Raw genomic sequence first — 24905 nt, 5'->3', positions numbered from 1 at the left:
TTTAAAAAAATGTTGTAAAAGTCATAAAAATTTATAAAGACACCCCAAATGATAAATTTTATCGTTATGCTAGTAAAGTATATCGTAATCATAGAAGGGGTTTATATGTCAAGTTGGCAATATTTATTAAAAAATAAGCGACAATTAGCTAAGTGGCTAGTTGCTGCTATGATACCTGTGATATTTGTAGCAGGTTTCTTAGGCACAATGGGTCATACGACACAGCAGGCCAGTAGATTAAAGGTTGCAGTGGTTAATCTAGATGATGGTGGTCAGTATCGTGGTAAACAGCAAAATATTGGTGCTGATTTTTCTCGTCGTTTACGCAATGAAAAAATATTCATGGCTATAAACTACACGACAAAAAAGCAAGCAAAATTGGCTCTACGTGATGGTAAAATCAGTGCCATTGTGGTTATACCGTCAGCATTAACAAGCCAGTTATCAGATTTTCAAAAATCTGGGAAAACAATTAATTTGCAGCAAATAATTGCTAGTGGACAGAGTCAATTTGCATCGCAATATATGCAGCGTCAATTAGCACAAGCGTTGAATCATGAAAATGCGCTTTTGATGATTGGTACAGCCAATAGTTCAATGTTAAAGAATCTTGCAAATCAAAGTCAAAATTTATCGCAAGAAGCAAATGATTTACAGACTAATTTGCAAGCAGTTGGTAATGGTATTGATGCACAGAAAGCAAGTGATCTTCAAGAAACAGCACAAGAAGAAACAGCAAAATTAGCAAACTATTCTGCACAACTTAATGATGCAATTAGCGCAGGAGATACTTCTAAGATCAGCGAGATGGCTTCAGCGATTAATGATGTATCTTATACAATGCAGACCTCTGTAGTCGGGGGTATTAGTAATATGGCGGCTAATTTGAATAATACAAAAGCGTTGAGTGATGAATCTGGTATTATTCAATCAAGTGCAAAGAAAATTCAACAAGGGCAGTCTAGCATTGCTGGTAAATTAAAAGATACGCTAGGGGAGCAGGAATCAAGTAAAAACGTGTCACCTTTATCACAAATGATGGCTTTTAATATGACGGATATTCAACCTGTTAAGCAAGATGGTCAATTTATTTTGCCAAATCTATTAGTCATTGGCGTGACACTGTTGTCTATTTTGTTTGGTTTAGTATTACCAATAAAATCAACCAAGCAAGAAATGCTTGCATTGGAACAGTGGTGGCGTAATTTCCAAGTTGGGGGAGTATTGAGTATTGTGACTGTATTGTTGATGACAACCAGTGCGTTATTTTGGCAGATATCATTAGGAAAATTTTTCACCATTACGGTTGTGACTTTGTTGGCTTCTTGGGCGATGATGAGTATTGTTTGGTATTTAAAACAAGTATTAGGCCAAAGTGGCTGGTGGTTGTCAATAGTTCTTATGACAATGCAGGTAATTTTTACAGTCACGTCAATACCTAGCAGTATGTCAACAGCTTTATTTAATATCACACGTAGTATATTCCCATTGACGGCCTTAAATCGTGCGATTAGTCAGCTAATATTTGGTGGTAATGTACAACAAAATGTGGCCATAATAGTACTTTGGTTGCTTATTTTTACTATTTTATTAGTGACATACTACCGTGTAAAGCAACGTCAAAATCTTGAAGAAATACTAATTGATTGAATCGTTTATACTATTATTGATTAGGAAAAGTTAGTTTAAAGTTACAGATGTGCTCAAAGTTATACTATTTTACGATTAAAAAGGGTGTAAAATAATAATATGATAACAAAAAAAAGTACAAGTGAAGTCACACGTGAACGCATTTTGCTAGCAGCAACAGAATTATTTTTAGCAAAAGGATATGAACAAACAACGACGCGCGAAATTACTAAAGTACTCAACATCACACAACCAGCTCTGTATCATTATTTTGGAGATAAAGAGGCACTGTTTGTTGAGGTTATCAAACGGGTAGGTAAACAAGTATCAGATAGTATGCATCTTATTTTAAGCCAAACATATGAGCAACCTAGAGACCAGCTTGTTGCTATGACACAAGTCATTGTTACGCGTCATCCGCGTGATGTTTTCACTTTGATACATGGTAGCTTTAACGTATTATCATTAGAAAATCAACGAGAATTGGGCATTGTTTTTGGTCGCGATTATGTGAAGCCAATCGCAATTTTTTTTGATCAAGAAGCATTGAAACTTCGCCAACATGTTGATTCTCGGGTAGCCAGTTCGTTTTATATTACCAGTTTAGCACCATTATTCGGTGATTTTCATCGTCTTAATGGCACATTGGATATGACAGAAAGAATACAACAATTGCTTGATCTAATTCTCTATGGTGTCTCAGAACGTTGAGTTTTGTACAGGTAGATGGTATGATATAGTGAGAATTTAACGGAGACGACACACATGGCTAGTCAAAAAGTATCACTCGCGTGCACAATTTGTGGTTCGCGTAATTACACGGTAGCATTATCAAAAGATCGCACAGAGCGTCTTGCAGTTAAAAAGTTTTGCGCTTTTTGCGGAAAGCATACATTACACCAGCAAACAAAGTAAAGGTTATAAAAAATATGTTGAAATATTTTAGAAACGTTGCAACAGAGATGAAGCGAGTCACTTGGTTATCACAAGAACAAGCATCAAAAGAAACGGTGACAGTTATCACCGTCTCAGTTGTTTTTGCGCTATTTTTAGGCGGGGTGGATTGGCTGTTGCAAAGTGGCTTTAATTTCATTCTAAATTAATAGCGAAATGATCAAAGATATAGTATACTAGTAATATCAGCAAGGACTTCTTTATGAGGTCCTTTTTTATAGCAAAAAAGAAGGAGAAGCCTTAGAAAATGTTGAATCATTACCATATTTAACAGTAATGATAGACGAATCGGGCGCATTAAATCATGTCAGAAAATAACGAATTATCACAAGAAAACCAAAACGAAGAAGCGATTGTTAATAACGATAATATTGAAAAATCGTGGTTCGTTGTGCATACCTATTCCGGTTATGAACACAAAGTGAAGGCTAACTTGGAGTCCCGTACACAAACAATGGGTATGTCAGAACAAATTTTCCGTATTTTGGTGCCAGAACAAGAAGTGACAACTATTCAAGATGGCGAAGCAAAAACCTCTGTTGAAAACGATTTTCCGGGTTATGTTTTAGTTGAAATGGCAACACCACATGATTACAATATGACTGATGAAGCTTGGTATGTTGTGCGTAACACACCTGGTGTTACAGGATTCTTGGGATCTCACGGTGCTGGGTCAAAGCCTAATTCACTAATGCCTGAGGAAGTTGATCTTTTGATGAAACGTATGGGCATGGTAACCCGTGAAGTGGTTGATTTGGCAGTCGAAATTGGACAAACAGTTAAAATCATTACTGGACCTTTTTCTGGTATGGAAGCTACTGTTACAATGGTTGATGTTGAGAAACAAACATTGGAAGCAACAGTTGAAGTGTTCGGCCGTGAAACGCCAACAGAATTAGACTTTGCTGATGTTGATACTGTTTTGGATGAAGCTTAAAATAGTGCAAATTTAAATAAATACTTGCGAAAAAAGATATTATCTTATATAATTAATGGGTATGTCATAGACATACGTGGGAGCAGCACTTAAGCTGCGTCTACCACAACACGAGGAGGAAAAAATCGTGGCTAAAAAAGTTACAACAGTAGTTAAACTACAAATCGCCGCTGCTAAAGCAACGCCAGCACCACCAGTTGGTCCTGCGTTGGGACAAGCCGGCATTAACATTGCGCAATTCACAAAAGAATTTAATGCGCGTACTGCAGAACAAGCGGGTTCAATCATTCCGGTTGAAATCTCTGTTTTCGATGATCGTTCATTCGAATTCGTTACGAAGACACCACCTGCTGCTGACCAATTACGTAAAATTGTTGGTAAGGGTTCAGGAGAACCTAACACTAAGAAGGTCGGAAACGTTACTTTGGATCAAATTCGGGCAATTGCTGAAAACAAAATGGGTGATTTAAATGCTAATGATGTTACAGCAGCTATGCGTATGATCGAAGGTACAGCACGTTCAATGGGTGTTACTGTTGAAGGTGTTGACTTGACTGTTGACGGTACAGCAATCAAGGAGGACGCAGAATAATGACTCAAAAACATGGTAAGAAGTATACTGCAGCATTAGCAAAGGTAGAAGCTGAAAAGAACTACACTTTGAATGAAGCAGTAACGCTAGTTAAAGAAATTGATTACGCTAACTATGACGCTTCAGTTGAAGTTGTCTTTAAGTTAAATGTTGACACACGTCAAGCAGATCAACAATTACGTGGCGCTGTTGTTTTGCCAAATGGAACAGGTAAAGACAAGAAGGTTATTGTCTTTGCACAAGGCGACAAAGCTAAGGAAGCGGAAGCTGCTGGAGCCGATGTTGTTGGGGCTGCTGACTTAGTTGCACAAATTCAAGGTGGCTGGATGGACTTTGATACAGCCATTGCTACACCTGATATGATGGCTCAAGTTGGTCGTGTTGCACGTATTTTGGGTCCTAAGGGATTGATGCCCAACCCAAAGACTGGTACAGTTACAATGGATGTTACTAAGGCTGTTTCAGATGCTAAGGGCGGACAAGTAACATACCGTACAGACCGTGACGGAAACGTTGCTGTGCCTGTTGGTCGTGTGTCGTTTGATGAAGCTAAGTTGGCTGAAAATATCAAAACAATTGCTGACACTGTTTTGAAGTCGCGCCCAGCAGCTGTTAAGGGTGTATATGTAGAGCACGTGTCAATTTCTTCAACTGTTAGTCCAGCCGTTGCTTTGGATGTTAACGCATTGTAAAGTTTGACGATATCAACTTCGTTTGATATACTTATTAAGTAAATTAAATCATTTTGCCTAAGACTCAGGAGGTACTTGTACCTTAATATCCTGCCGAGGAAGTTTAAAAAACTTTTCCCGTGTGTCTTTTGGTACACGGGATTTCTTTTGCAAAATAATATTATGAAAGGAGAATATATATCATGAGTGAAAAAGCTATTGCAGTAAAAGCACAAAAAGTTGAAGAAATTGCTGATCAATTCAAGAATGCTGCTTCAGCAGTTGTTGTTGATGCTCGTGGATTGACAGTTGCTCAATCTACAGATTTGCGTCATCAATTGCGCCAAGAAGGTGTTGTACTTGAAGTTATCAAGAACAAGATTTTGACACGTGCCGCTGAAAAGGCTGGATTTGCTGAATTGAACGACATTTTTGCCGGTCCATCAGCCGTCGCATTCTCAAATGATGATGCTATTGCACCATCACGTATTTTGAAGAAATTTGCTGACGCCAACGAAAAGTTGGAAATCAAAGGTGGTGTTGTCGATGGCAACATTGCTAACTTGGACGACATTAACAAATATGCATCTTTGCCATCACGCGAAGGTTTGTTTGGACAATTGTTGGCCGAATTCCAATTCCCAATCCGTTCATTTGCATATGTTGTTAAGGCATTGCAAGAAAAGTTGGAAGAGGAAAATGGTGGCGAAGCCACTACTACCGAAGAAGTACCTGTTGCTGAAGCAGCAACAGATGCTGAATAATTAAAAAAATAACATACAAAAAATTGGAGGATTTAATCATGGCTTTTGATAAAGACGCGATTATCGCATCATTGAAGGATGCAACAATCTTGGATTTAGCTGATTTGGTTTCAGCAATCGAAGAAGAATTTGACGTTTCAGCAGCAGCACCCGTAGCAGCAGCTGGAGCAGCTGACGGCGGCGTAGCTGAAAAGACAGACTTTGATGTAGAATTAACTTCAGCAGGTACTGCTAAAGTTAAGGTTATCAAGGCAGTTCGTGAAGCAACTGGTCTTGGATTGAAGGAAGCTAAGGACTTAGTTGACAATGCACCTTCAATCGTTAAAGAAGGTCTTGATGAAGCTGCTGCTAACGAATTGAAAGAAACTTTGGAAGCAACTGGCGCAGCAGTAGCATTGAAGTAATTTCGTTTTTTGAAATTATGAATTTGGCAGTGTGAGTTAAGATTTTCTAATTTGAAATCATAACTGATTTGCTATATTAAAAGAGGTGCTTCGGTACTTCTTTTTTTGTACATAAAACTTAAGGAGCTATTAATGGATACATCTAAAGAAAAAATTGCTGGAGAAATGTATTTTACAGCTAGTCCTAATTCAGAGCATCATTATCAAGATTTTGATTTTGATTTATTAGGTAATCATCTACATTTTACAACAGATAGTGGGGTTTTTTCTAAATCAACTGTCGACTTTGGCACAAGGACAATGTTAAATGCATTAAATAAAACAACTATTATTTCAGGGAAAATATTAGATCTTGGGACGGGCTACGGGCCAGTTGGTGTAGCGGTAGCAAAATATTTACAGCAGCCAGTAGATATGACAGATGTCAATGAACGTGCTCTGGCATTAGCGTGTAAGAATGCAGAGCAAAATGGTGTGTTGAGTTTAGTTAACGTTTTTCAATCCGATATATATGCTAGCGTATCTGATAAGTATGCCTTGATATTGGCGAATCCGCCTATTCGTGCTGGAAAGAGTGTCGTCACGGCAATGTTACAAGAAAGCATCCAATATTTACTGCCAGGTGGTAAATTAATTGCAGTGTTACAAAAAAAGCAAGGCGCACCATCAGCACAAAAAAATATGGCCACTGTTTTTGGCAATGTGAAAGTTATTCACAAAGATAAAGGTTATTATATCTTGGAGAGCGCATATGATCCAACAACCAAAGTTTAGTAGTGAACAAATTGATTATTTCATGCAGGTTGCGCTAAATGAAGCGAAACTTGCTGAAACTGATGGTGAAGTGCCAATTGGTGCAGTCATTGTAAAAGATAATGTCATTATTGCTCGTGCACACAATCATCGAGAGGCAGACCAAATAGCGACAGCACATGCAGAGTTACTAGCTATAGAGGCTGCAAATCACTTATTAAGTTCGTGGCGTTTGGAAGACACGGCCTTATTTGTGACACTTGAACCTTGTATTATGTGTGCGGGAGCAATCATTAATGCACGTATTCCGTCAGTTTATTATGGTGCAGAAGATAGTAAAGGCGGCGGTACAAGATCTTTATATCAGTTATTAGAAGATGACCGTTTAAACCATCGTGCTGATGTACACACCAATATTCGCGGTGCAGAAGGTGGTGCATTATTACAGAATTTTTTTAAAAAAATTCGTTTACAGCGTAAACTTGGAAAAAAATAAATGCAAATTGGTACACAATCATCCTGTTTAGTATTATAATGTAGTCAGACTTATCAAATAAGGAAAAGTATACATGCAAAATCCGAATGCTTGGCGTAACGACCAAGAGTATTTAAATATCGTAGATGACTTGTTACAACACGATGAAGTACAACAACTGTCACAATATACACAACATCATTTTTCAAATCGGTTACGTCATTCTATTTCAGTATCATACCGTTCTTACCTGATTGCTAAAAAAATTGGTGCGGATGAAACAGCTACCGCACGTGCAGGGCTACTACATGATATGTTTTATTACGACTGGCGTGTGACGAAGTTTGAAGAAGGGTCACATGCTTATGTGCATCCGCGTATTGCATTAAAAAATGCGCAAAAAATAACTCATATTAATTCAAAAGAAGCAGATATTATTTTAAAACATATGTTTGGTGCAACGATTGCATTACCAAAATATCGTGAAAGTTGGATTGTATCAATTGTGGATGATTTTGCTGCAGTTAATGAGTACCTCATACCAAAGACATATTTAACATATTTTAAATGGCATACAAAATGGACCAAAAAAATTGCAGAAGTATTTGCGTAAACTTTAAAAATTAGATATAATAATAAAGCAGGCAAGTGTTGGCTCTCGAACTGGGTCAGGACAGGAATGTAGCAGCTCTAAGGTTGTTCAATACTGTGCTTGTGTACATATTTGACCGCATTGCGGTCTTTTTTTGTAAATAACTTGTGATCTGTAGTGAGACAAATGCAATTGACAAGTTTTTACGACATAGCAATAAACTAGTAATGGAGGTGGTGACTTTGGCATATCAGGCATTATATCGGGTCTACAGACCACGAACGTTTGATGATATGGTTGGGCAAGAAGTGATTACACAGACGCTTAAAAATGCCATTGAAACTCATCAAACAGGTCATGCTTATTTATTTTCTGGTCCGCGTGGCACAGGAAAAACATCGGCCGCTAAAATATTTGCTCGTGAAATAAATGGTATTGATCCTACAACAGATGATTCACAGATACCAGATATTGTTGAATTTGATGCTGCATCAAATAGCCGTGTTGAAGATATGCGTGATATTTTATCAAATGTTGATTATGCACCAATTGAAGCAGAATTTAAAGTATATATCATCGATGAGGTGCATATGCTATCAAATAGTGCCTTCAACGCACTGCTTAAAACATTAGAAGAACCACCAGCCAATGTCAAATTTATTTTGGCAACGACTGAACCACAAAAGGTACCTGTAACTATTTTGTCACGAACGCAACGGTTTGAATTTAAACGTATTGATAGTTCAATTATCAAAGCGCGGTTAGTAGATATATTGAATAAACAACAGATAGCTTATGAAGACGACGCACTCCGTATTATTGCAAATGTTGCTGAGGGTGGCATGCGTGATGCTTTGTCCATATTAGACCAGGTTATTGCGTTTAGTACTGATAATGTGACTGTTGATAATGCGTTACAAGTCACGGGATCAACGACGACAACAGAATTGTTGTCGTATGTGAAAGCCGTAAGTGCTGGCGATACACCTAAAAGTTTACAGGTGTTACACGATATTCTCATTGAAGGTAAAGATGCACAACGGTTTGTTGTCGATATTCTTGGTCTACTACGAGATATCATGCTTGTTGATGTTGCAGAAGAGTTAATTAAGTCAACAATTCAATTATCAGAGTTACAATTATTGTCAAAAAAACTGGGTATAACCCGTATTGAACAAATGATGCTGACACTAGATGGTATCCAAAAACAGTTGATGCAAACTATGCAAAGTGATGTGTATCTAGAACTATTAACCGTGAAATTGAGCATGCTTGTCGAACCTATAGCGACAGTACCGGTCTCTTTTGAAGCATCATCAGCAAACGATGAATCACTTATGTCTTCAGCAGCAATAAATGAAGGTGATATAAAAAATCAAACAATAAATGTCACACCTATAGTTGCTGAAAAATTTAAAAATGTCACGCCTATTGTTTCAGAGCAAAAACAAGCAGTTAATCCGGTGTCATCCGAGCAAATAAATCAAAATGCTGATATTAATTTGTTGGTTCGAACTGGGCAACAAGCAGTGTTTGCGGTATTACAAATGGCTAAACGTGAAGCACTAAGTCGGGTAAAAAATAATTGGTCAACACTTATTACACAATTTGATGTTGCACAACAAGCAATGCTTACAATTGCTGAACCTGTCGCTGCAAGCGAGGAAGCTATTGTGCTAGCATTTGATTATCCAGCGTTGCTTGAACAGGCTTTACATGATGCTCAAATGCAAAATAGTTTGGAAGCAGCACTACGAGAACAGCATTTACCGTTATCAATGGTGTTTATTTCACAAGATGATTGGCATCAAGAACGCGCAGCATATGTCACAAAGCTCAAATCAGGTGAGACAAAACGAATTGTTTTAACTGATTTACCACGCGTGAGTAGTCAAAAGGCATTAACAAACATTGAAGAACCAAAAATGGTGGCAAAGGTAACGGAACCGGCTGTTGTTATGGCAGCAAAAAAAATGTTTGGTAGTGATATTGTAACTGTTATTGATTAATAATAAAAGAAAGGATTGGCTCATGTAGCCTTTTAATCTATGGATTATCCAGAACCTATTGCAAAATTAATAGATAGTTATACAAAATTACCTGGTATTGGTTCAAAAACTGCGACACGTTTGGCTTTTTATACGCTTGGCATGGACGAAAAAGATGTACTAGATTTTTCAAAATCACTCGTTTCTGCCAAAAAAGATCTGACATTTTGTTCGGTATGTGGTAATATAACGGAAAATAGTATTAATCCTTGTGTGATATGTCGAGATGCTACGCGTGATCAATCTACAGTGTTTGTTGTCGAAAATTCTCGTGATGTCATGGCTATGGAGAACACGAGGGACTATCATGGACTTTACCATATTTTGAACGGTGTAATCTCACCTAGTGCGGGAACAGGGCCAGAAGATATTAATTTACCTAGTTTAATTCGACGTTTATCAGAACATCAAGAAATTGATGAGGTTATTGTTGGTACCAATGTTACCGCTGAAGGTGAAGCAACAGCCATGTATCTTGCAAGGCTACTCAAGCCTGCAGGAATTAAGGTGACACGTTTAGCACATGGTTTGGCAGTTGGGTCAGATATCGATTATGCAGATCAGTTAACACTTATTAAAGCCGTACAAGGACGAACAGAATTATGATTTTTGGAAAAAAAAAGCGTGACCTACGTCATGAATATGATCAAGCCCTTGTTTTTCAAGTTGATAAGGCAAAAATAGATTGGGATATGGCGAAAAATTCTGAGGAAGCGCTATTAGATGGCCAAGTAAATGTACGGCTAATACAGTCTCAAACAGCATTAAATAAAGCAAAATTTAATTACCTTTATCGTGAGGCAAGACGACGAAAAACGGTTGGACATATGCAAACGCATGTTTTAAAAACTGATCGTAATCAATTTTGATGATGTGGCGCATATTAAAAAGGTCACTATTTTTCTGTATGAACTGTATGAAACTAAGAAACAGGATACCAATATCATGACAAAGCCATTATTTATTACGTTTGAAGGGCCAGAGGGTGCCGGCAAGACCAGTGTTTTGGAAATTTTAATTTCTGAATTAAAACCGTTACTCGGGGGTGAATTAATCACGACACGTGAGCCGGGGGGCAATCCAATATCTGAAGCAATTCGTGCCATTTTACAACCTGCGGAAGATAATGGTATGGATGAGCGGACAGAGGCGTTACTTTATACAGCTGCGCGTCGCCAACATTTGGTAGAAATTATATTACCGGCCTTAAAATCCGGTAAAGTAGTTATTTCTGATCGCTACATTGACAGTTCTTTAGCTTACCAAGGGGGTGGTCGAGGGTTAGGTGTTGACAATATATGGCAAATTAATCAATTTGCAACAGAAGGTTTAATGCCAGACCTAACAATTTATTTTGATGTACCACCAGAGCTTGGATTAGCACGTGTTAAAGCAAATCGTCAAGGTAAAATTGATCGGCTTGATAAAGAAGATTTATCATTTCATCAGACAGTACGCCAAACATATTTACAACTACAACATGACTTTTCTGATAGAATTAAATTGATTGATGCTGCACAGCCGTTAGATCAAGTAGTGGCTGATACGCGTGCATTATTGTTGAAAACGCTTAAAACTCGAAAGGAGTAATTTTTATGAAACTTATTACGGCTATTGTTCAGGATAAAGATACAACAAAGTTGAGTAATGCATTTGTAAAAGCAAATGTACGTGCAACACGTTTAACGACATCGGGTGGTTTTTTACGCTCAGGAAATACAACATTTTTAATTGCTATTGAAGATGAACGTGTCCAAGCAGTACTTGATATGATTCAATCTGTTTCACAAAAAAGAAAACAATACATGGTACCACCAGTGAGCTTAGATGCTGGTGGCGCTCATGTTGGTGCTTATCCGGTCGAAGTTGAAGTTGGCGGCGCAACAGTTTATACACAAAGTATTGAATCATTCCATCAGTTCTAATGCAATCAAATTTCGCAACAATAACACAAATGGTCTATCCGACACAAGCTTCGCATTTTGTGAGTTTAATAAGCAAAAGTCAGTTAAGCCATTTTTATTTATTTATTGGACCAAGTCAGCCAGAAAAGCTGGCTTTTTCTCAGTATCTTGCATGGCAAATTGTTGGTGCAACTGAGCGTAATCTAGTCAGAATCATGGAAAATGATCATCCGGATGTTAAAATTGTCAAACCAAGTTTGCCAAAGAGTGGGACGGGCACAAATAGAACTTGGAAAGTCGATCAAATTAGAGCTTTGAAACCTGAATTTGTGACGGTTGCTCAAGAAAGCACACGCAAAGTTTTTGTTTTTGATGCTGTAGAAACACTTCATGCTGAATCCGGGAATGCCTTATTAAAATTTATTGAGGAACCTACAGGTCCACAATTAATTGTGATGTTAGCAGAAAATCTCAATGAAGTAATGACAACGATTCAATCACGTGCCCAAATTGTTCATCTGCAACCTGAAACAACAATAGCATTATCAGGTGATTTAATTGATGATGAGTGGCGTCAGGCGACACAATCAATTTTATTTAAATGGTTTGAATTAATGATGCAACGTCGTATTGAAGCTTTCGTATACGTACAAACACAGCTTGTTAATCAATTAAAAGATAATCAACAACAGCAATTATTTTTTAATTGGTTACATCAATTGTCACGTGACACAGTTGTCTTTGGGCAGGTTTCGGATGATGCATTGGTGTTTCCAAGGTTAGTTGGTTTATATAAAACATTGATGCAGTATTATACAAAAAAGCAATTGCTAAGAGCAAGTGATGCCGTACTTATTGATGATCGGATACGTCAAAATAATGTGTCGCTACAAACGCGTCTTGAAAAAATTGTGCTTGATGTGACGATTGCCTTAGGAGAATAACATGCAACAACAAAAAAGTTTTGAAAAAAAACAAACAGGGACATTATTTTTGGTGCCAACCCCGATAGGCAATTTGCAAGATATGACACCCCGCGCTATTGATACATTAAAAAATGTTGATTTAATAGCAGCTGAAGATACACGTCATACACAACATCTACTCAATCATTTTGATATTGAGACAAAACAGACAAGTTTTCATGAACATAATTGGCAAATGAAAATTCCTGGCATTATTTTGGATTTACAAGGCGGTAAAAATGTGGCTCAAGTGAGCGATGCTGGGATGCCATCTATTTCAGATCCAGGTAAAGAACTCGTTGCCGCCGCAATTGAAAATAATGTCACTGTTGTACCGATTCCAGGTGCAACAGCTGGTGTTACAGCTTTGATTGCTAGTGGGTTAGTGCCGCAACCTTTTTATTTTTATGGCTTTTTACAACGAAAAAACAATGAACAGTTGGCAGAGTTACAACAATTATCTAGCGTACGAGATACTATTATTTTTTATGAATCACCACATCGCATAAAAAAAACACTAGAAAATATACAAAAAGTTATGGGTGATGATCGACGTGTTGTTCTTGCCCGTGAACTGACTAAACGATACGAGGAATTTTTACGTGGCACAACACAAGAGTTAGTTGAATGGGCAAAAGATAATGAAATTCGTGGTGAATTTGTGGTGATGATTGCTGGTTATCAAGGAGTAATAGAAGAACAAAATAAATCTGACGACCGCGATTTATCCGTTCATGATGCTGTTGAAACCTTGATCAGTAGGGGATTGAAACCTAATATGGCAATCAAGCAGATCGCAAAATCACGTGGTCTTGATAGACAAGCAGTTTACTCTGATTATCATGGTATTGACTAAATATTTATCGTAAGAAAAATCGTCACATACGGGGGGACGACTATTATGCATACATTTGAAATTAAACGACATGTCGAATATTATGAAGCTGACACGACTGGAAAGTTAACATTACCAATGATTTTAAATTGGGCAGTGTTGGCTTCAAAGAAGCAAAGTGATGCATTAGGTGTCGGACAAAAAATATATTTAGGTCGTGGTTTGGGCTGGATTATTTTGCAGTATGAGGTACATATCACACGTCGTCCCAAAATAAACGAAGAAATTACGATTAAGACGTATGCCGCAAAATATAATCCTTTTTTTGTCAGTCGACCATTTGTTTTTTTTGACACCACTGGAAACGAAATTATCCGTGTTGATTCAATTTGGGCAATGATTGATATTGAAAATCGACGTATGGCACGACTACCGCAAGATATTGTTGATAAATATCAAGCTGAGCGTGTTAAACAAATACCACGTATTGCCAAACCTGCGCAATTTGGTATTGATGAGGTGTTTGAAGAAAATGATTATCATGTACGATATCTTGATATTGATGCCAATAAGCATGTCAATAATTCAAAGTATTTTGAGTGGATGCAAGATGTTATCACCCCAGAATTCCTATCAACCCATGAAGTGACTGATATTAATTTAAAATTTGAGAATGAAGTGCGCTTAGGACATATGATTCAATCGCAAGTGATTTTGCAAGAACATACTAGTAAACATCGTATCATGCTAGGTAATATTGTTAGTGCAGAAGCTGAGTTTAAGTGGCGTGATGTGTCCTTTTAGTGTAAACTGAAGATATAATTCTAAAATAGAGAGGCTTATTATGTCAGTATTAGTATTAGGTGGGGCAGGTTACATTGGCTCACATATGGTAAAAACACTTGTTGAGAGTGGACGCGATGTTGTTGTTGTGGATGCACTTTTTACGGGTCATCGTGAGGCAGTCAATCCAGCGGCTAAGTTTTATCAAGTTGATATTCGTGACAAAGCTGCGCTATCAGAAGTTTTTGACAAAGAAAATATTGAACAGGTTGTGCATTTTGCAGCTTTTTCAATCGTGCCGGAATCAGTCGCAAATCCATTGAAGTACTTCGACAACAATACAAGTGGGATGATCACGTTACTTGAAGTAATGAAAGATCATGATGTGAAGCAAATTGTCTTTTCATCAACTGCTGCGACGTATGGCAATCCAGTAAATATTCCAATTAAAGAAACTGATCCACAAAATCCTATTAATCCTTATGGCGAATCAAAGCTTATGATGGAAAAAATCATGGCTTGGTCAGACAAATCTGATGGTGTAAAATGGGTTGCCTTGCGTTACTTTAACGTAGCCGGAGCTGCTGAAGATGGTTCAATTGGTGAAGATCATACACCTGAAACGCATCTTGTACCAATTATTTTACAAGCTGGTTTAGGACAGCGTGAGTATATTGAAATGTTTGGTGATGATTATAAGACGCCAGACGGATTCAATGTCCGAGATTATGTACATGTGCTTGATTTAGCTGATGCGCATATACGCGCTTTAAAATATTTAGCTGATGGGCATGAATCAAACCAATTCAATTTGGGTTCTGCAACTGGTTTTTCTGTTAAAGAGATGGTTGAGGCAGCACGTGAAGCAACAGGGGTTGATATACCATCAAAAATTGGACCACGTCGGGCTGGCGATCCAGATATTTTGATTGCTAATTCTGATAAGGCACGTGATGTTTTAGGTTGGGCACCAAAGTATGATAATGTGCAAGATATTATTAAAACAGCTTGGCATTGGCATCAAAATCATCCAACTGGTTATGATGATAAATAAATCTAAAAATGGTCCTACAATTTGTAGGATCATTTTTTGACGAAAAGTGTCAAAGAGAATGATGTGATTAATAGATGGGTAATAGGTGAAATGTCAAAAAATGTTGCGTAAACACTAAATTCGTGATATACTAACTTTTGTTGTGAAAGTGACAAATGGACAGCTAGCTCAGTTGGTAGAGCAACGGACTCTTAATCCGTGGGTCCAGGGTTCGAGCCCCTGGCTGTCCACTAAATAAATGCCAATACAGAAATGTATTGGCATTTTTGTATTATAATCAAAATAAGAGTTGTTTGTTTTATATATGACGTATCAAAAATTAACAATAACAGGGGGGAATTGTTGTATGAAAATGCATTCGAAAAGATTGGTTGGTTTAATATTAGGATTAGTTATCACTTGTGTTGTGACACTTTATGCAATCTGTTACGTTAATCATAGTAACAAATTGATTAAAAAACAGCAGGTAGTGCAAAAATCATCTATCAAAAGCTTACGTCATACATTACCAAAGCATACTAAAGTGTCCGATTGGCAATTAATTTTGATCAATAAACAGCATCCACGTACATCTGAAATTCGTTTTAATAAAGTGACAGTTGATGGCAAACAAATGGATCAGAGAATTGAAAAATCTTTAACAGATTTTCGTGCCGGCGCTAAGATAGCAGGATATAATACAACTCTTGTGTCAGCATATCGGTCGATTGCTGACCAATCTGAAGTTTATCAAAATTCTCTGAGACAAAATGAAGCAAACGGAATGGATGAAGAAGCTGCAACAAAGTTGACGAAAAGTGTCATTCAAACACCTGGCTCATCTGAACATCAAACAGGCCTGGCAGTTGATTTAGCAGGGAACGATGCATTAGCAAAATATCCTGCGTTAATGGCACAAATGGATGAATTCAAATCACAAAGGTGGTTAATGAAACATGCGTCTGATTATGGTTTTGTTTTACGATATTTAAATGATTCAAAATCAATGTCACAAACGGGTATAGATTATGAATCATGGCATTTTCGTTATGTTGGTATTGCTAACGCGCGCTATATGGTACAACATCATCTTACGCTAGAAGCATATCTCGATATGCTTAGAAATGCAACGCAAAATTAGCTCTGAAAAGCATGTCGATTTTTGATATACTAGGTATGTATTAAATTGACTGAAATTAGGAGAATTGGCATGATTGTATTATCAGGCACTATCGGCGCCGGCAAAACAAGTTTAACGGAGATGTTAGCGAACCATTTAGATTCAAAGGCATTTTACGAAAGCGTTGATGACAATCCAATTCTACCGTTATTCTATGAAAATCCCAAAAAATATGGCTTTTTACTGCAAATTTATTTTTTGAACAAGCGTTTAGCACAGATAAAAGTGGCACAAACCACTGGAACGAATAATATTGTAGATCGTTCGATTTATGAAGATGCGCTCTTGTTCCAATTAACAGCAGACCTGAATCGTGCGACGCAAACTGAAGTAGATATTTATAAGTCCCTTGTTGACAATATGATGGCTGATATCACTGGTGTTGATGATATTAAAAATCCGGATTTACTGATTCATGTGCGTGTTAGTTTTGAAACTATGCTTGAGCGCATTGAAAAACGCGGACGTTCATTTGAACAAATTGCTGCAAATCCAGATTTATATGAATATTACAAAGAATTAAATAAACGCTATGACGCTTGGTTTGAATCATATGATCGATCACCAAAAGTGCAAATAGATGGTGATCGCTTTGATTTTGTAATGAGTGATGAGGCACGTGACAAGGTCTTAGATATGATTGATACAAAATTATCAGAAGTTGACACAAAATAAAAGCGATGGGTTATTTAAGACTCATCGCTTTTTATAAAATATGATAGAAATAACCATGAAGTCAGAAAAAAATTTGGAGGATAGAAATGATTGAATATGGTTTTATTGGCACAGGAAATATGGCCCAGGCAATGATTAAAGGTTTACTTGGCAAGGGTGTTTCGGCAAAAAATATTGCAGTATATTCACCACGGTCTGCTGCTAAACTAACTGAAAAATGGGGCGTAATATCTTTATCCGCGCAAAATCTTATTGATGAAAGTTCCTTGATTGTGCTAGCATTTTTACCAAACCAATTAGAAAATGTTACGGCTAAATTAGATTTCCAGGATAAACTTGTTGTATCTGTCTTGGCAGGAATCACACTTGAACAACTAATATCTGCGACACATACTACGCAAATTGTTCGAACATTACCTAATGTCAATGTGGCAATTAATCAAGGTGTGACAGCTTTCTCTAAAACGGAGTTAACAACAACCAACAACACACTGTTTAAGACGTTTTCAGATTACCTTGGGAGTAGTGTTGACCTAGCAGAATCGCAATTTGCCATATTTTCTGCCGTTGCCGGTTCGGGACCAGCGTATGTATTTAAATATATTGATGCACTCGCACAAGCAGGCATTGCTAATGGGTTGGAAGCTGAATTAGCAACAGATATTGCCACACAAACAGTACTTGGATCTGCTAAAACATTAGCATTATCAACACAAACGGCCAAAGAGTTACAAAATGCCGTTACCTCGCCGGGAGGTTCAACGCGTGCAGGGTTAGACGATTTGGACACACAAAACTTTGATGATGTGATAGCACATGCAATTAAAGCTACGGTAGAACATAAACATTTATAAAATTAACTGGGTGATGATAGCCTCATTCTTCAGAATGTTAATTTAATATATTTAATGAGCGATTTACTGACAAATTTTGTATAATGGATATTATGACGAATAACGCTGGAAAAACAACACAAATTAGAACAAAAAAAACGCTAACATCAATAACTTGGATTTTAATAGTTGGTGGATTGATCGCTACGCTGGCAGTGTGGCTATTTGCTAAGCCAATTGTATTAACGACAAACACGATACCGACTGGTTTTTCAGTGCAGGGAGTGGCGATTAATCAAACATCAGGTTACGTGGATTATCGTAATTTAACATCAAATGGCGTTGATTACGTTTATTTACGTGCTACTACAGGAACATCTTTTGTGGATGATAGTTATCAATCAAGTTATAACCGTGCGCGGTCTGCACAATTGAAAGTTGGTAGTATTCAAGTTTACGATGCAAGTGTTGATGCTTCAACGCAAGCACAATATTTTATTGATAACGTTGGTAATCGTGTCGGGCAGTTACCTATTGCATTTTATGTGACAGATAACCAAATAGACACACAAGCTAGTATTGATAGATTAGCTAAATTAATACAAATTTTAAATACACATTATAATAAATCAACTGTAATTTATACAACACCAAGTGTGCAAAGTAAATTGTCATCGACTATTTCTGGAACTAAATATTGGTTGATTGATACGCATACAACTAATAAATCAAATAAAAACCAGTTCATTCAATACAGTGAGGACCATACGATTGGTAGCGGATTGAAAGCAATCAAGATGCCAACAAGTGTATTTAACGGTACAGAGAAAGAATTCGAGGATATAAAATGATTAAATTCGGGGTTATTGGCACAAATTGGATTACCAAAATGTTCATTGCAGCAGCACTTGAAACTGGTGAGTATGAACTGTCAAAAATTTATTCTCGAACGCAAGAACGCGGGGAATCATTTTTAAAGACATTGACAGTTGATGATGTGGATATTGTCACTACGTTAAGTGACTTGTATACAGGAATTGATTTAGTCTATATTGCTTCGCCAAACTCACTGCATTTTGAACAATCAAAAGTGGCGATTGAAGCAGGTGTGCATGTCATTGTTGAAAAACCAACAACGAGCAATCCGGCAGAGTTTTCAGAGATAGAAAAATTATTGACATTGTATCCAGAAGTGCGTTATTTTGAAGCGGCTCGTCATGTTCATCAACCTAATTTTAAAGTGATTCAGCAGACTATGGGTGAGTTGACGCAATTACAAGGTGCGACTTTAGTTTACCAAAAATATTCATCACGGTATGATGCCTATTTAGCTGGTGAGGAACCAAACGTCTTATCGCGTAATTTTAGCGCAGGTGCTTTGTATGATTTGGGTGTTTATCCTATTTATGCAGCTATTGCCTTATTTGGTGCACCTCGAGCAGTGCAATATTTGCCAACTTTATTAACTAATGGTGCAGATGGAAAAGGCACAGCCAGCTTGTTTTATGATGACTTTAATGTGACGCTATTATTCGGTAAGACTGCCAATTCTTATCTATCAAGTGAGATATATGGTTTAAAGGAGACAATTGCAATATCAAACATTGCTGAACTTGATACAATAACATACCATGATGGTGACGGTCATGCTGACAATATTGGACAAAAACCAGATGGTAATCCCATGATACATGAAGCACAAGATTTTGCAGATATTATTAATGATCCTGTTGAAAACCACACAAAATATAGTCAGTGGTTTCAACTTGCCAAACAAGTAAACCAAACATTGTTTGACTTACGTTCGTCTGCGGGCATAGAATTTCCAGCAGACAAGAAAGAATACTAATTTAATGGCAATTAAACCAGAGTTACACGATAAATTTAACAACCAATTTGAAAAACCAACCCCGATACAAGACGCGGTTTGGGAACGCTTATCAGCAGGTGAAAATATTTTTGGCTTAGCACCAACTGGCACTGGTAAAACATTGGCCTTTATTTTGCCGATGCTATCGCGTATTGATGTTAAAGTAAAGCGAACACAGGTGTTAATTTTAGCACCAAGTCAAGAATTGGCGATGCAAACAACAGCCGTTGCACGTGAATGGGGTACATTAGTTGGTGTTTCAGTAGCCAGTTTGATTGGCGGGGCAAATGGGCGACGTCAATCAGATAAACTGAAAAAAGAAAAGCCGCACATCGTTATTGGTACATTAGGTCGCATATTGACAATGGTTGACGGTGGTGCCTTAAAATTAAATGGTATTCAAACCATTATCTTTGATGAAGCTGACGCCATGTTGACAGACGAACGACATGATAGTTTGCAAGAATTAGCAGATCAATTACCCGAAGATGTTCAACTGGGGTTATTTTCAGCGACATCTGGTGTTGATTTGAAATATGTCGCTGATACATTTCATCAAGAAGTACGGCCAATTTCGGTTGGTACAGATGCTCCAGCATCTATTAGACATGAATTTCAGTATGTTGATCAAAAAGCACGGGCTAATATGCTTATTCAATTGGCAAGACATAATCAACAGGCGCTTGTTTTTTTTAACACAATCAGTGGTTTGGTTAATATGCAGGCGACATTACGTCATGCACATGCGAGTGTCATGAGCATTGGTAGTAATGACAAGCGCCAGGTGCAACGCGCTGATGCGTTACGTCTGTTCAAAAAAGGTGAGGTGACTTTGTTATTAGTGACGGATGTTGCTGCCCGCGGATTAGATATTGAAGACTTGCCTTTAGTTGTGAATGCGCAAATACCACAAAGTAAAAAAACTTATGTTCATCGTACAGGCCGTACAGGCCGCATGGGTAAACCTGGTCGTGTATTAAATCTTGGTAATGATCATGATATACGGGATTTGAAACGCGAATTGGGGGATGATTTTGAATTGATTAAGGCAGTTAATTCTTTTGCTGATAAAAAGGACGCGTTGACTAAGAATGAACCATCAGAACGTGAGCATTCAAATGGCAATGATCGTGAGAAAACGAATACAACACCTTCAACAGCACAAAATACTCAAAATGTTACACCAAAAATAAAGCAAAAACCAACGTCTGAAATAATGGACAAGCCAAAAAAGAAAAAACGTTTGAAAGTATCTAAGGATAAAGGTAAGCCAAAGTGGGCTAACAAACGTGAAAGCTAAGTCATTTTAGTGATGTAAAAGTGTCATTTTATGAATGATGCTTTTTTGTTTGAGGTGAAATGATAACTCATGGATTGAGTACATAGTATTGGAAACGATGTAGGTGCTGCGTACAATCCTAATTTGAAGTGTTATTATTTTATATGAGAGGTGTTTTTTGTAATGGAGAAATTTAATCTCCTATTAATCATAAAGTAGTACACTGAGATCAATAAAACAGTACAATGGAGATATGAAAATGGCAAAAGCAATTAGAATATTATTAATAGAAGACGATGTGAATTTGGCAGATAATATTGTCGGCTTTTTAGAGGATTTTGCGGATGTCCATGTTGTCGATAATGGTCTTGATGGTGAATTTGAAGGTCAGGAGTCACCTTATGATTTAATTATTTCTGATTTAATGTTACCGGGGGAAAACGGTTTTGAAGTGATTAAATATTTGCGAAAAAACGGTGTTGAAACGCCAGTTTTGATTTTGACGGCTAAAAGTTCACTTGATGATAAAATTGAAGGCTTTAATGTTGGCGCAGATGATTATCTTACGAAACCATTCTACCGTGAAGAATTATTAGTGCGGGTCAAAGCGTTACTACGGCGCGCAGGTGTTTACTCCGAGGATAATATGATTGCTGTAGGTGATGTATTAATTAACTTAGAAAATCGTGGGGTGCAAGTTCATGGGCAACAAATTAAATTAGTTGGTAAGGAATTTGATATTTTGACATATTTAGCGCAAAATAAAAACATCATTGTCACACGTGATCAGATTTTTGATCGCGTCTGGGGAATTGATTCTGACACAACAATCAACGTTGTTAATATTTATCTCAACAATTTACGTCGGAAATTAGAATCTGTTGGGCAAAATGATTTGATTAAAACTTTGCGTAACATTGGTTTTATTTTAGAGGTTAAAGATGCCTAATGTGATTAACAAGCAACAACAAATTCGTGGGTTTTTGCTGTTAATTGCGAGCTTTTTTGTTATATTTTCAGTTCTTGGAAGTGTTATTTATTGGTCCTATACACGGACAATATTTCAGAATTCAGATACAGCTATTACACAACAAATTAAGCAATATGATTTGGCAGGTGCGCTTCAAAATTCAGCCGATGCCAATAGAAAATCACCGTTATTGTTACAATCAAATATGTTAGCAGATGTCTGGGTGTATGATAAAAATAAGAAACTTGTTATTGATGATCGTATACCAGAGCCAATGCAATCTACTTATAAAAAGAAATTTAAATATACGTCCAAATTTATTTTATCCAAACCTAAAACTGTACAGATAGGAAACGATTACTATCGCGGTGTTAAAGTGAATTTTATCAATGGTGCGAAAAATAATGATGGTAAATCTGTTAAATATGGCATTATCACCGTCAACGTCACAGATACAATTTTTAACCTTAACCAATTCAAAAAGGTTATTTTGTGGTCATTTGGTACATTTGGATTACTTGCTTTGATGGTTTCTTATTGGATTAGTTTAAAAAATATGAAACCCATTCTCAAAGCTTGGCAGCAACAACAAGATTTCGTTAATAACGCGGCGCATGAATTACGTACACCAATGGCTGTTATTCAGGGTAAATTAGAAAATATGCTCACGCGACCAGAGTCAACTGTTCGAGAGCAATCTGATGCGATTATATTGTCTTTATCTGAGGTTCGGCGATTGACATCCTTGACTAATAATATGCTTACTTTAGCAAAATCAGGTTCTAATATGACACGAATTGAAAAAGAATCGACTGATATTGCTGAATTTTTGTCACGAATTGTGGCACCTTATCAGGAAATGGCTGAGTTTGAAGGTAAACAAGTACTATTATCTACACAAGTTAATCAACCAGTGTTTATTGACCAAAAACGTATTCATCAGTTACTGGTTTTGTTGGTAGATAATGCGATGAAGTATTCTGAGTCTGGTGCAACAGTATCAATTTCAGCAATGATTGAGAAACGAAAATTTGTGTTGAGTGTTGCCGATACGGGACGGGGTATCAGCGACAAAGCTAAAAAACATGTCTTTGATCGCTTTTATCGCGAAGATAAAACAGGTAGCCGACAAACTGGTGGTACTGGTCTTGGATTATCGATTGCGGAATGGATAGTACATGCACATGGTGGTAAGATTATTGTATTAGACAATCAACCAACGGGAACGATAATTAAAGTGACACTACCACTTTAATTATCATTAAATATTGTTGCGGTATATTATATGTTATAAGAGGAGGATTATATTATGAAACATTCCCTGATTACTGTGGCTGTCGTAGCAGCTGTTGTTGGTGGTGGTGTCGTCTATTCTGGTACGCAAACCAATTCTTGGTTTCAACAGCAAACAGCTACCAAAAAAGTAGCTCATATATCTGGTCAAGCGTCGGTTGCACAAACTGCCTATACAAGCAATGATAACGCCACGACAGCATATAATAAAGTGAAAAATGCAGTGGTAACGGTTCAGAATTTACAAAATAATTCGACACAGCAAAGCGATGGTTTTGCAGGACTATTTGGACAAACACAACAAGAAGGTGGTCAAAGTTCATCCAAAATTGAAACAGCTTCTGAAGGTTCTGGGGTGGTTTATAAGATTACCAATGGTACCGCTTATATCATTACCAATAATCATGTAGTAGCTAATTCTGATGCCTTACAAGTTATTACAGCAGGTGGCGCTAAGATAAAGGCAACTGTGGTGGGTACGGATGTTGAAAAAGATATTGCATTGATTAAAGTTCAAACGACTGTTATTAAATCAGCTGCATCATTTGGTAAAATTGATGGCTTACAATCAGGGCAGCAAGTATTAGCAATTGGCTCACCATTAGGATCTGATTATGCAACATCAGTAACAAGTGGTATTATTTCGGCACCTCGACGTGAGTTATCAAGTCAACAAACTGGTTTTGGTACGGCTCAAGTTATTCAAACAGATGCTGCAATTAATCCCGGAAATTCTGGTGGCCCACTTATTAATTTAGCGGGTGAAGTTATTGGCATTAATTCTTCAAAAATTGCATCATCAAATGATGGTGTTAGTGTTGAGGGAATGGGTTTTGCTATTCCAGCAGACATTGTGCAAAATTTTATTGCTAAAACTGAAAAATAGTCAAAAAAAGAAGTTATCTCCCTAATTAGGGAGATAACTTCTTTTTTTATAAGCTAGCGTTGTTAGGACATGTTTCACAAAGTTTTTTGATACCAGTCAAGTACTTGATTAGGCGTTAAACGCTCACCGTGACCAATACGAGATATTTCTGTGCCATTTTCAAACAAAACGAATGAGGGGATGCCACGCATATTGTACTTTGTGGCAACATCCAGGTTATCATCACGATCAGCATCAAACCAGTTAGCAGTTTGACTGACAGTATCTTTAATATTTTGGACGAAAGGCTTGATAGCACGGCAATCGCCGCACCAATCAGCGGATAAAAACATGACATTACGACCAGAATGTTGAATGTTTTCTTCGACGACAGTGTTTGTATTGTGTGTTGGTTGATACATAATTTGCTCCTTTGATTACATTATAAAGAGTATACCATAATATTGTTAAAGATTTTAATTTTATAAAATGAGAAAAATAAAAATATAATTTGAAAAAAGTGTTGACATCTCACAAAATGAAAGTTATAGTAAGTACAACATAAACATTGAAAAGATAAGTACAATTTTAAGTCTTAACA

The 24905-nt window shown here is 37.1% G+C and carries 31 protein-coding genes, 1 tRNA gene, 1 other RNA gene and 1 other annotated feature; of the genes, 32 read left to right on the top strand and 1 reads right to left on the bottom strand.

The window, feature by feature from the left end; translation table 11 throughout:
- Positions 1-105 precede the first annotated feature (105 nt).
- The 32 genes from EUI_RS0104655 (at position 106) to EUI_RS0104510 (ending at position 24325) form a co-directional block, all read left to right on the top strand.
- Positions 106-1650, top strand: coding sequence for a YhgE/Pip domain-containing protein (locus tag EUI_RS0104655; RefSeq protein WP_010016450.1), 1545 nt, complete (start codon positions 106-108; stop codon positions 1648-1650).
- Positions 1651-1749: 99 nt separating this feature from the next.
- Positions 1750-2340, top strand: coding sequence for a TetR/AcrR family transcriptional regulator (locus EUI_RS0104650; RefSeq protein WP_010016449.1), 591 nt, complete (start codon positions 1750-1752; stop codon positions 2338-2340).
- A gap of 54 nt (positions 2341-2394) precedes the next feature.
- Complete coding sequence (rpmG, locus tag EUI_RS10370) at positions 2395-2544, top strand: 50S ribosomal protein L33 (protein WP_010016448.1); 150 nt, start codon at positions 2395-2397, stop codon at positions 2542-2544.
- 14 nt (positions 2545-2558) lie between these two features.
- Positions 2559-2732 (top strand): preprotein translocase subunit SecE, encoded by a 174-nt coding sequence (gene secE, locus EUI_RS0104645; protein ID WP_010016447.1) that lies wholly within the window; start codon positions 2559-2561, stop codon positions 2730-2732.
- Between the two features lie 155 nt (positions 2733-2887).
- Positions 2888-3520 carry a transcription termination/antitermination protein NusG gene (nusG, locus tag EUI_RS0104640; RefSeq protein ID WP_010016444.1) on the top strand — a complete coding sequence of 211 codons (633 nt, stop codon included), beginning with the start codon at positions 2888-2890 and terminating at the stop codon, positions 3518-3520.
- 127 nt (positions 3521-3647) lie between these two features.
- Positions 3648-4112 (top strand): 50S ribosomal protein L11, encoded by a 465-nt coding sequence (rplK, locus tag EUI_RS0104635; protein ID WP_010016443.1) that lies wholly within the window; start codon positions 3648-3650, stop codon positions 4110-4112.
- Complete coding sequence (rplA, locus tag EUI_RS0104630) at positions 4112-4804, top strand: 50S ribosomal protein L1 (protein ID WP_010016442.1); 693 nt, start codon at positions 4112-4114, stop codon at positions 4802-4804. The genes rplK and rplA overlap by 1 nt, the downstream gene beginning before the upstream one ends.
- A 38-nt stretch (positions 4805-4842) precedes the next feature.
- Positions 4843-4959, top strand: a sequence feature (ribosomal protein L10 leader region).
- Between the two features lie 27 nt (positions 4960-4986).
- Entirely contained in the window at positions 4987-5547 is a 561-nt protein-coding gene (rplJ, locus tag EUI_RS0104625) for a 50S ribosomal protein L10 (protein ID WP_010016441.1), read from the top strand.
- Between the two features lie 38 nt (positions 5548-5585).
- Entirely contained in the window at positions 5586-5951 is a 366-nt protein-coding gene (gene rplL / locus EUI_RS0104620; RefSeq protein WP_010016440.1) for a 50S ribosomal protein L7/L12, read from the top strand.
- A gap of 132 nt (positions 5952-6083) precedes the next feature.
- The gene (locus tag EUI_RS0104615; protein WP_010016439.1) at positions 6084-6725 is read left to right on the top strand and encodes a class I SAM-dependent methyltransferase; all 642 of its coding nucleotides are present in this window, start codon (positions 6084-6086) and stop codon (positions 6723-6725) included.
- Positions 6703-7200, top strand: coding sequence for a nucleoside deaminase (locus EUI_RS0104610; protein WP_010016438.1), 498 nt, complete (start codon positions 6703-6705; stop codon positions 7198-7200). Before EUI_RS0104615 ends, EUI_RS0104610 begins: the two co-directional genes overlap by 23 nt.
- Before the next feature lie 73 nt (positions 7201-7273).
- Positions 7274-7792 (top strand): HD domain-containing protein, encoded by a 519-nt coding sequence (locus EUI_RS0104605; RefSeq protein ID WP_010016437.1) that lies wholly within the window; start codon positions 7274-7276, stop codon positions 7790-7792.
- Positions 7793-7815: 23 nt separating this feature from the next.
- An RNA gene (gene ffs / locus EUI_RS10365) (signal recognition particle sRNA small type) lies at positions 7816-7903 on the top strand.
- Positions 7904-8013: 110 nt separating this feature from the next.
- Positions 8014-9780 (top strand): DNA polymerase III subunit gamma/tau, encoded by a 1767-nt coding sequence (dnaX, locus tag EUI_RS0104600; RefSeq protein ID WP_010016436.1) that lies wholly within the window; start codon positions 8014-8016, stop codon positions 9778-9780.
- 39 nt (positions 9781-9819) lie between these two features.
- Positions 9820-10425 carry a recombination mediator RecR gene (gene recR, locus EUI_RS0104595; RefSeq protein ID WP_010016435.1) on the top strand — a complete coding sequence of 202 codons (606 nt, stop codon included), beginning with the start codon at positions 9820-9822 and terminating at the stop codon, positions 10423-10425.
- Positions 10422-10688: a YaaL family protein gene (locus EUI_RS0104590; RefSeq protein WP_010016434.1), complete on the top strand. Its 267-nt coding sequence runs from the start codon at positions 10422-10424 to the stop codon at positions 10686-10688. Before recR ends, EUI_RS0104590 begins: the two co-directional genes overlap by 4 nt.
- A 76-nt stretch (positions 10689-10764) precedes the next feature.
- On the top strand, positions 10765-11409 hold the full coding sequence (tmk, locus tag EUI_RS0104585; RefSeq protein WP_010016432.1) for a dTMP kinase: 645 nt from the start codon (positions 10765-10767) through the stop codon (positions 11407-11409).
- A 5-nt stretch (positions 11410-11414) separates the two neighbouring features.
- A complete protein-coding gene (locus tag EUI_RS0104580; protein ID WP_010016431.1) occupies positions 11415-11744 on the top strand; it encodes a cyclic-di-AMP receptor in 330 nt (109 codons plus the stop codon).
- Complete coding sequence (locus tag EUI_RS0104575) at positions 11744-12667, top strand: DNA polymerase III subunit delta (RefSeq protein WP_010016430.1); 924 nt, start codon at positions 11744-11746, stop codon at positions 12665-12667. The genes EUI_RS0104580 and EUI_RS0104575 overlap by 1 nt, the downstream gene beginning before the upstream one ends.
- Position 12668: 1 nt before the next feature.
- On the top strand, positions 12669-13544 hold the full coding sequence (gene rsmI / locus EUI_RS0104570) for a 16S rRNA (cytidine(1402)-2'-O)-methyltransferase (protein ID WP_010016428.1): 876 nt from the start codon (positions 12669-12671) through the stop codon (positions 13542-13544).
- Positions 13545-13589: 45 nt separating this feature from the next.
- The gene (locus tag EUI_RS0104565; RefSeq protein WP_010016427.1) at positions 13590-14327 is read left to right on the top strand and encodes an acyl-[acyl-carrier-protein] thioesterase; all 738 of its coding nucleotides are present in this window, start codon (positions 13590-13592) and stop codon (positions 14325-14327) included.
- Positions 14328-14367: 40 nt separating this feature from the next.
- Positions 14368-15360, top strand: coding sequence for a UDP-glucose 4-epimerase GalE (gene galE, locus EUI_RS0104560; RefSeq protein ID WP_010016426.1), 993 nt, complete (start codon positions 14368-14370; stop codon positions 15358-15360).
- A gap of 157 nt (positions 15361-15517) precedes the next feature.
- Positions 15518-15590 (top strand) — tRNA-Lys (locus EUI_RS0104555).
- A gap of 116 nt (positions 15591-15706) precedes the next feature.
- Positions 15707-16480 (top strand): M15 family metallopeptidase, encoded by a 774-nt coding sequence (locus tag EUI_RS0104550; RefSeq protein ID WP_010016425.1) that lies wholly within the window; start codon positions 15707-15709, stop codon positions 16478-16480.
- A 69-nt stretch (positions 16481-16549) separates the two neighbouring features.
- A complete protein-coding gene (locus EUI_RS0104545) occupies positions 16550-17194 on the top strand; it encodes a deoxynucleoside kinase (protein WP_010016423.1) in 645 nt (214 codons plus the stop codon).
- An 86-nt stretch (positions 17195-17280) separates the two neighbouring features.
- Positions 17281-18048: a pyrroline-5-carboxylate reductase gene (proC, locus tag EUI_RS0104540; RefSeq protein WP_010016422.1), complete on the top strand. Its 768-nt coding sequence runs from the start codon at positions 17281-17283 to the stop codon at positions 18046-18048.
- Between the two features lie 92 nt (positions 18049-18140).
- Positions 18141-18878: a GH25 family lysozyme gene (locus EUI_RS0104535; RefSeq protein WP_010016421.1), complete on the top strand. Its 738-nt coding sequence runs from the start codon at positions 18141-18143 to the stop codon at positions 18876-18878.
- Positions 18875-19876, top strand: a complete 1002-nt coding sequence (locus tag EUI_RS0104530; RefSeq protein WP_010016420.1) for a Gfo/Idh/MocA family protein — start codon at positions 18875-18877, stop codon at positions 19874-19876. Before EUI_RS0104535 ends, EUI_RS0104530 begins: the two co-directional genes overlap by 4 nt.
- A gap of 4 nt (positions 19877-19880) precedes the next feature.
- Entirely contained in the window at positions 19881-21197 is a 1317-nt protein-coding gene (locus tag EUI_RS0104525; RefSeq protein WP_010016419.1) for a DEAD/DEAH box helicase, read from the top strand.
- Positions 21198-21435: 238 nt separating this feature from the next.
- Complete coding sequence (locus EUI_RS0104520) at positions 21436-22125, top strand: response regulator transcription factor (RefSeq protein WP_010016417.1); 690 nt, start codon at positions 21436-21438, stop codon at positions 22123-22125.
- Positions 22118-23401 carry a sensor histidine kinase gene (locus tag EUI_RS0104515; protein WP_010016416.1) on the top strand — a complete coding sequence of 428 codons (1284 nt, stop codon included), beginning with the start codon at positions 22118-22120 and terminating at the stop codon, positions 23399-23401. The genes EUI_RS0104520 and EUI_RS0104515 overlap by 8 nt, the downstream gene beginning before the upstream one ends.
- Before the next feature lie 54 nt (positions 23402-23455).
- Positions 23456-24325 (top strand): S1C family serine protease, encoded by an 870-nt coding sequence (locus EUI_RS0104510; protein ID WP_010016415.1) that lies wholly within the window; start codon positions 23456-23458, stop codon positions 24323-24325.
- Positions 24326-24399: 74 nt separating this feature from the next.
- Here the strand turns inward: EUI_RS0104510 and EUI_RS0104505 are convergent, their stop codons facing one another.
- A complete protein-coding gene (locus EUI_RS0104505; RefSeq protein WP_010016414.1) occupies positions 24400-24726 on the bottom strand; it encodes a thioredoxin family protein in 327 nt (108 codons plus the stop codon).
- Between the last annotated feature and the right edge of the window lie 179 nt (positions 24727-24905).

This window comes from Leuconostoc gelidum subsp. gelidum KCTC 3527 (genome assembly GCF_000166715.1).
In the GTDB taxonomy this organism is placed as follows: Bacteria; Bacillota; Bacilli; order Lactobacillales; family Lactobacillaceae; genus Leuconostoc; species Leuconostoc gelidum.
The sequence above is the reverse complement of the archived record's forward strand: the minus strand, read 5'-3'. Positions and strand labels throughout refer to the sequence as shown.

What these genes read in the sequence shown, in the direction of transcription:
- EUI_RS0104655 (WP_010016450.1), top strand. Translation starts at nt 106, where the DNA reads ATGTCAAGTTGGCAATATTTATTAAAAAATAAGCGACAATTAGCTAAG.
- EUI_RS0104650 (WP_010016449.1), top strand. Translation starts at nt 1,750, where the DNA reads ATGATAACAAAAAAAAGTACAAGTGAAGTCACACGTGAACGCATTTTG.
- rpmG (WP_010016448.1), top strand. Translation starts at nt 2,395, where the DNA reads ATGGCTAGTCAAAAAGTATCACTCGCGTGCACAATTTGTGGTTCGCGT.
- secE (WP_010016447.1), top strand. Translation starts at nt 2,559, where the DNA reads ATGTTGAAATATTTTAGAAACGTTGCAACAGAGATGAAGCGAGTCACT.
- nusG (WP_010016444.1), top strand. Translation starts at nt 2,888, where the DNA reads ATGTCAGAAAATAACGAATTATCACAAGAAAACCAAAACGAAGAAGCG.
- rplA (WP_010016442.1), top strand. Translation starts at nt 4,112, where the DNA reads ATGACTCAAAAACATGGTAAGAAGTATACTGCAGCATTAGCAAAGGTA.
- rplJ (WP_010016441.1), top strand. Translation starts at nt 4,987, where the DNA reads ATGAGTGAAAAAGCTATTGCAGTAAAAGCACAAAAAGTTGAAGAAATT.
- rplL (WP_010016440.1), top strand. Translation starts at nt 5,586, where the DNA reads ATGGCTTTTGATAAAGACGCGATTATCGCATCATTGAAGGATGCAACA.
- EUI_RS0104615 (WP_010016439.1), top strand. Translation starts at nt 6,084, where the DNA reads ATGGATACATCTAAAGAAAAAATTGCTGGAGAAATGTATTTTACAGCT.
- EUI_RS0104610 (WP_010016438.1), top strand. Translation starts at nt 6,703, where the DNA reads ATGATCCAACAACCAAAGTTTAGTAGTGAACAAATTGATTATTTCATG.
- EUI_RS0104605 (WP_010016437.1), top strand. Translation starts at nt 7,274, where the DNA reads ATGCAAAATCCGAATGCTTGGCGTAACGACCAAGAGTATTTAAATATC.
- recR (WP_010016435.1), top strand. Translation starts at nt 9,820, where the DNA reads ATGGATTATCCAGAACCTATTGCAAAATTAATAGATAGTTATACAAAA.
- EUI_RS0104590 (WP_010016434.1), top strand. Translation starts at nt 10,422, where the DNA reads ATGATTTTTGGAAAAAAAAAGCGTGACCTACGTCATGAATATGATCAA.
- tmk (WP_010016432.1), top strand. Translation starts at nt 10,765, where the DNA reads ATGACAAAGCCATTATTTATTACGTTTGAAGGGCCAGAGGGTGCCGGC.
- EUI_RS0104580 (WP_010016431.1), top strand. Translation starts at nt 11,415, where the DNA reads ATGAAACTTATTACGGCTATTGTTCAGGATAAAGATACAACAAAGTTG.
- EUI_RS0104575 (WP_010016430.1), top strand. Translation starts at nt 11,744, where the DNA reads ATGCAATCAAATTTCGCAACAATAACACAAATGGTCTATCCGACACAA.
- rsmI (WP_010016428.1), top strand. Translation starts at nt 12,669, where the DNA reads ATGCAACAACAAAAAAGTTTTGAAAAAAAACAAACAGGGACATTATTT.
- EUI_RS0104565 (WP_010016427.1), top strand. Translation starts at nt 13,590, where the DNA reads ATGCATACATTTGAAATTAAACGACATGTCGAATATTATGAAGCTGAC.
- galE (WP_010016426.1), top strand. Translation starts at nt 14,368, where the DNA reads ATGTCAGTATTAGTATTAGGTGGGGCAGGTTACATTGGCTCACATATG.
- EUI_RS0104550 (WP_010016425.1), top strand. Translation starts at nt 15,707, where the DNA reads ATGAAAATGCATTCGAAAAGATTGGTTGGTTTAATATTAGGATTAGTT.
- EUI_RS0104545 (WP_010016423.1), top strand. Translation starts at nt 16,550, where the DNA reads ATGATTGTATTATCAGGCACTATCGGCGCCGGCAAAACAAGTTTAACG.
- proC (WP_010016422.1), top strand. Translation starts at nt 17,281, where the DNA reads ATGATTGAATATGGTTTTATTGGCACAGGAAATATGGCCCAGGCAATG.
- EUI_RS0104535 (WP_010016421.1), top strand. Translation starts at nt 18,141, where the DNA reads ATGACGAATAACGCTGGAAAAACAACACAAATTAGAACAAAAAAAACG.
- EUI_RS0104530 (WP_010016420.1), top strand. Translation starts at nt 18,875, where the DNA reads ATGATTAAATTCGGGGTTATTGGCACAAATTGGATTACCAAAATGTTC.
- EUI_RS0104525 (WP_010016419.1), top strand. Translation starts at nt 19,881, where the DNA reads ATGGCAATTAAACCAGAGTTACACGATAAATTTAACAACCAATTTGAA.
- EUI_RS0104520 (WP_010016417.1), top strand. Translation starts at nt 21,436, where the DNA reads ATGGCAAAAGCAATTAGAATATTATTAATAGAAGACGATGTGAATTTG.
- EUI_RS0104515 (WP_010016416.1), top strand. Translation starts at nt 22,118, where the DNA reads ATGCCTAATGTGATTAACAAGCAACAACAAATTCGTGGGTTTTTGCTG.
- EUI_RS0104510 (WP_010016415.1), top strand. Translation starts at nt 23,456, where the DNA reads ATGAAACATTCCCTGATTACTGTGGCTGTCGTAGCAGCTGTTGTTGGT.
- EUI_RS0104505 (WP_010016414.1), bottom strand. Translation starts at nt 24,726, where the DNA reads ATGTATCAACCAACACACAATACAAACACTGTCGTCGAAGAAAACATT.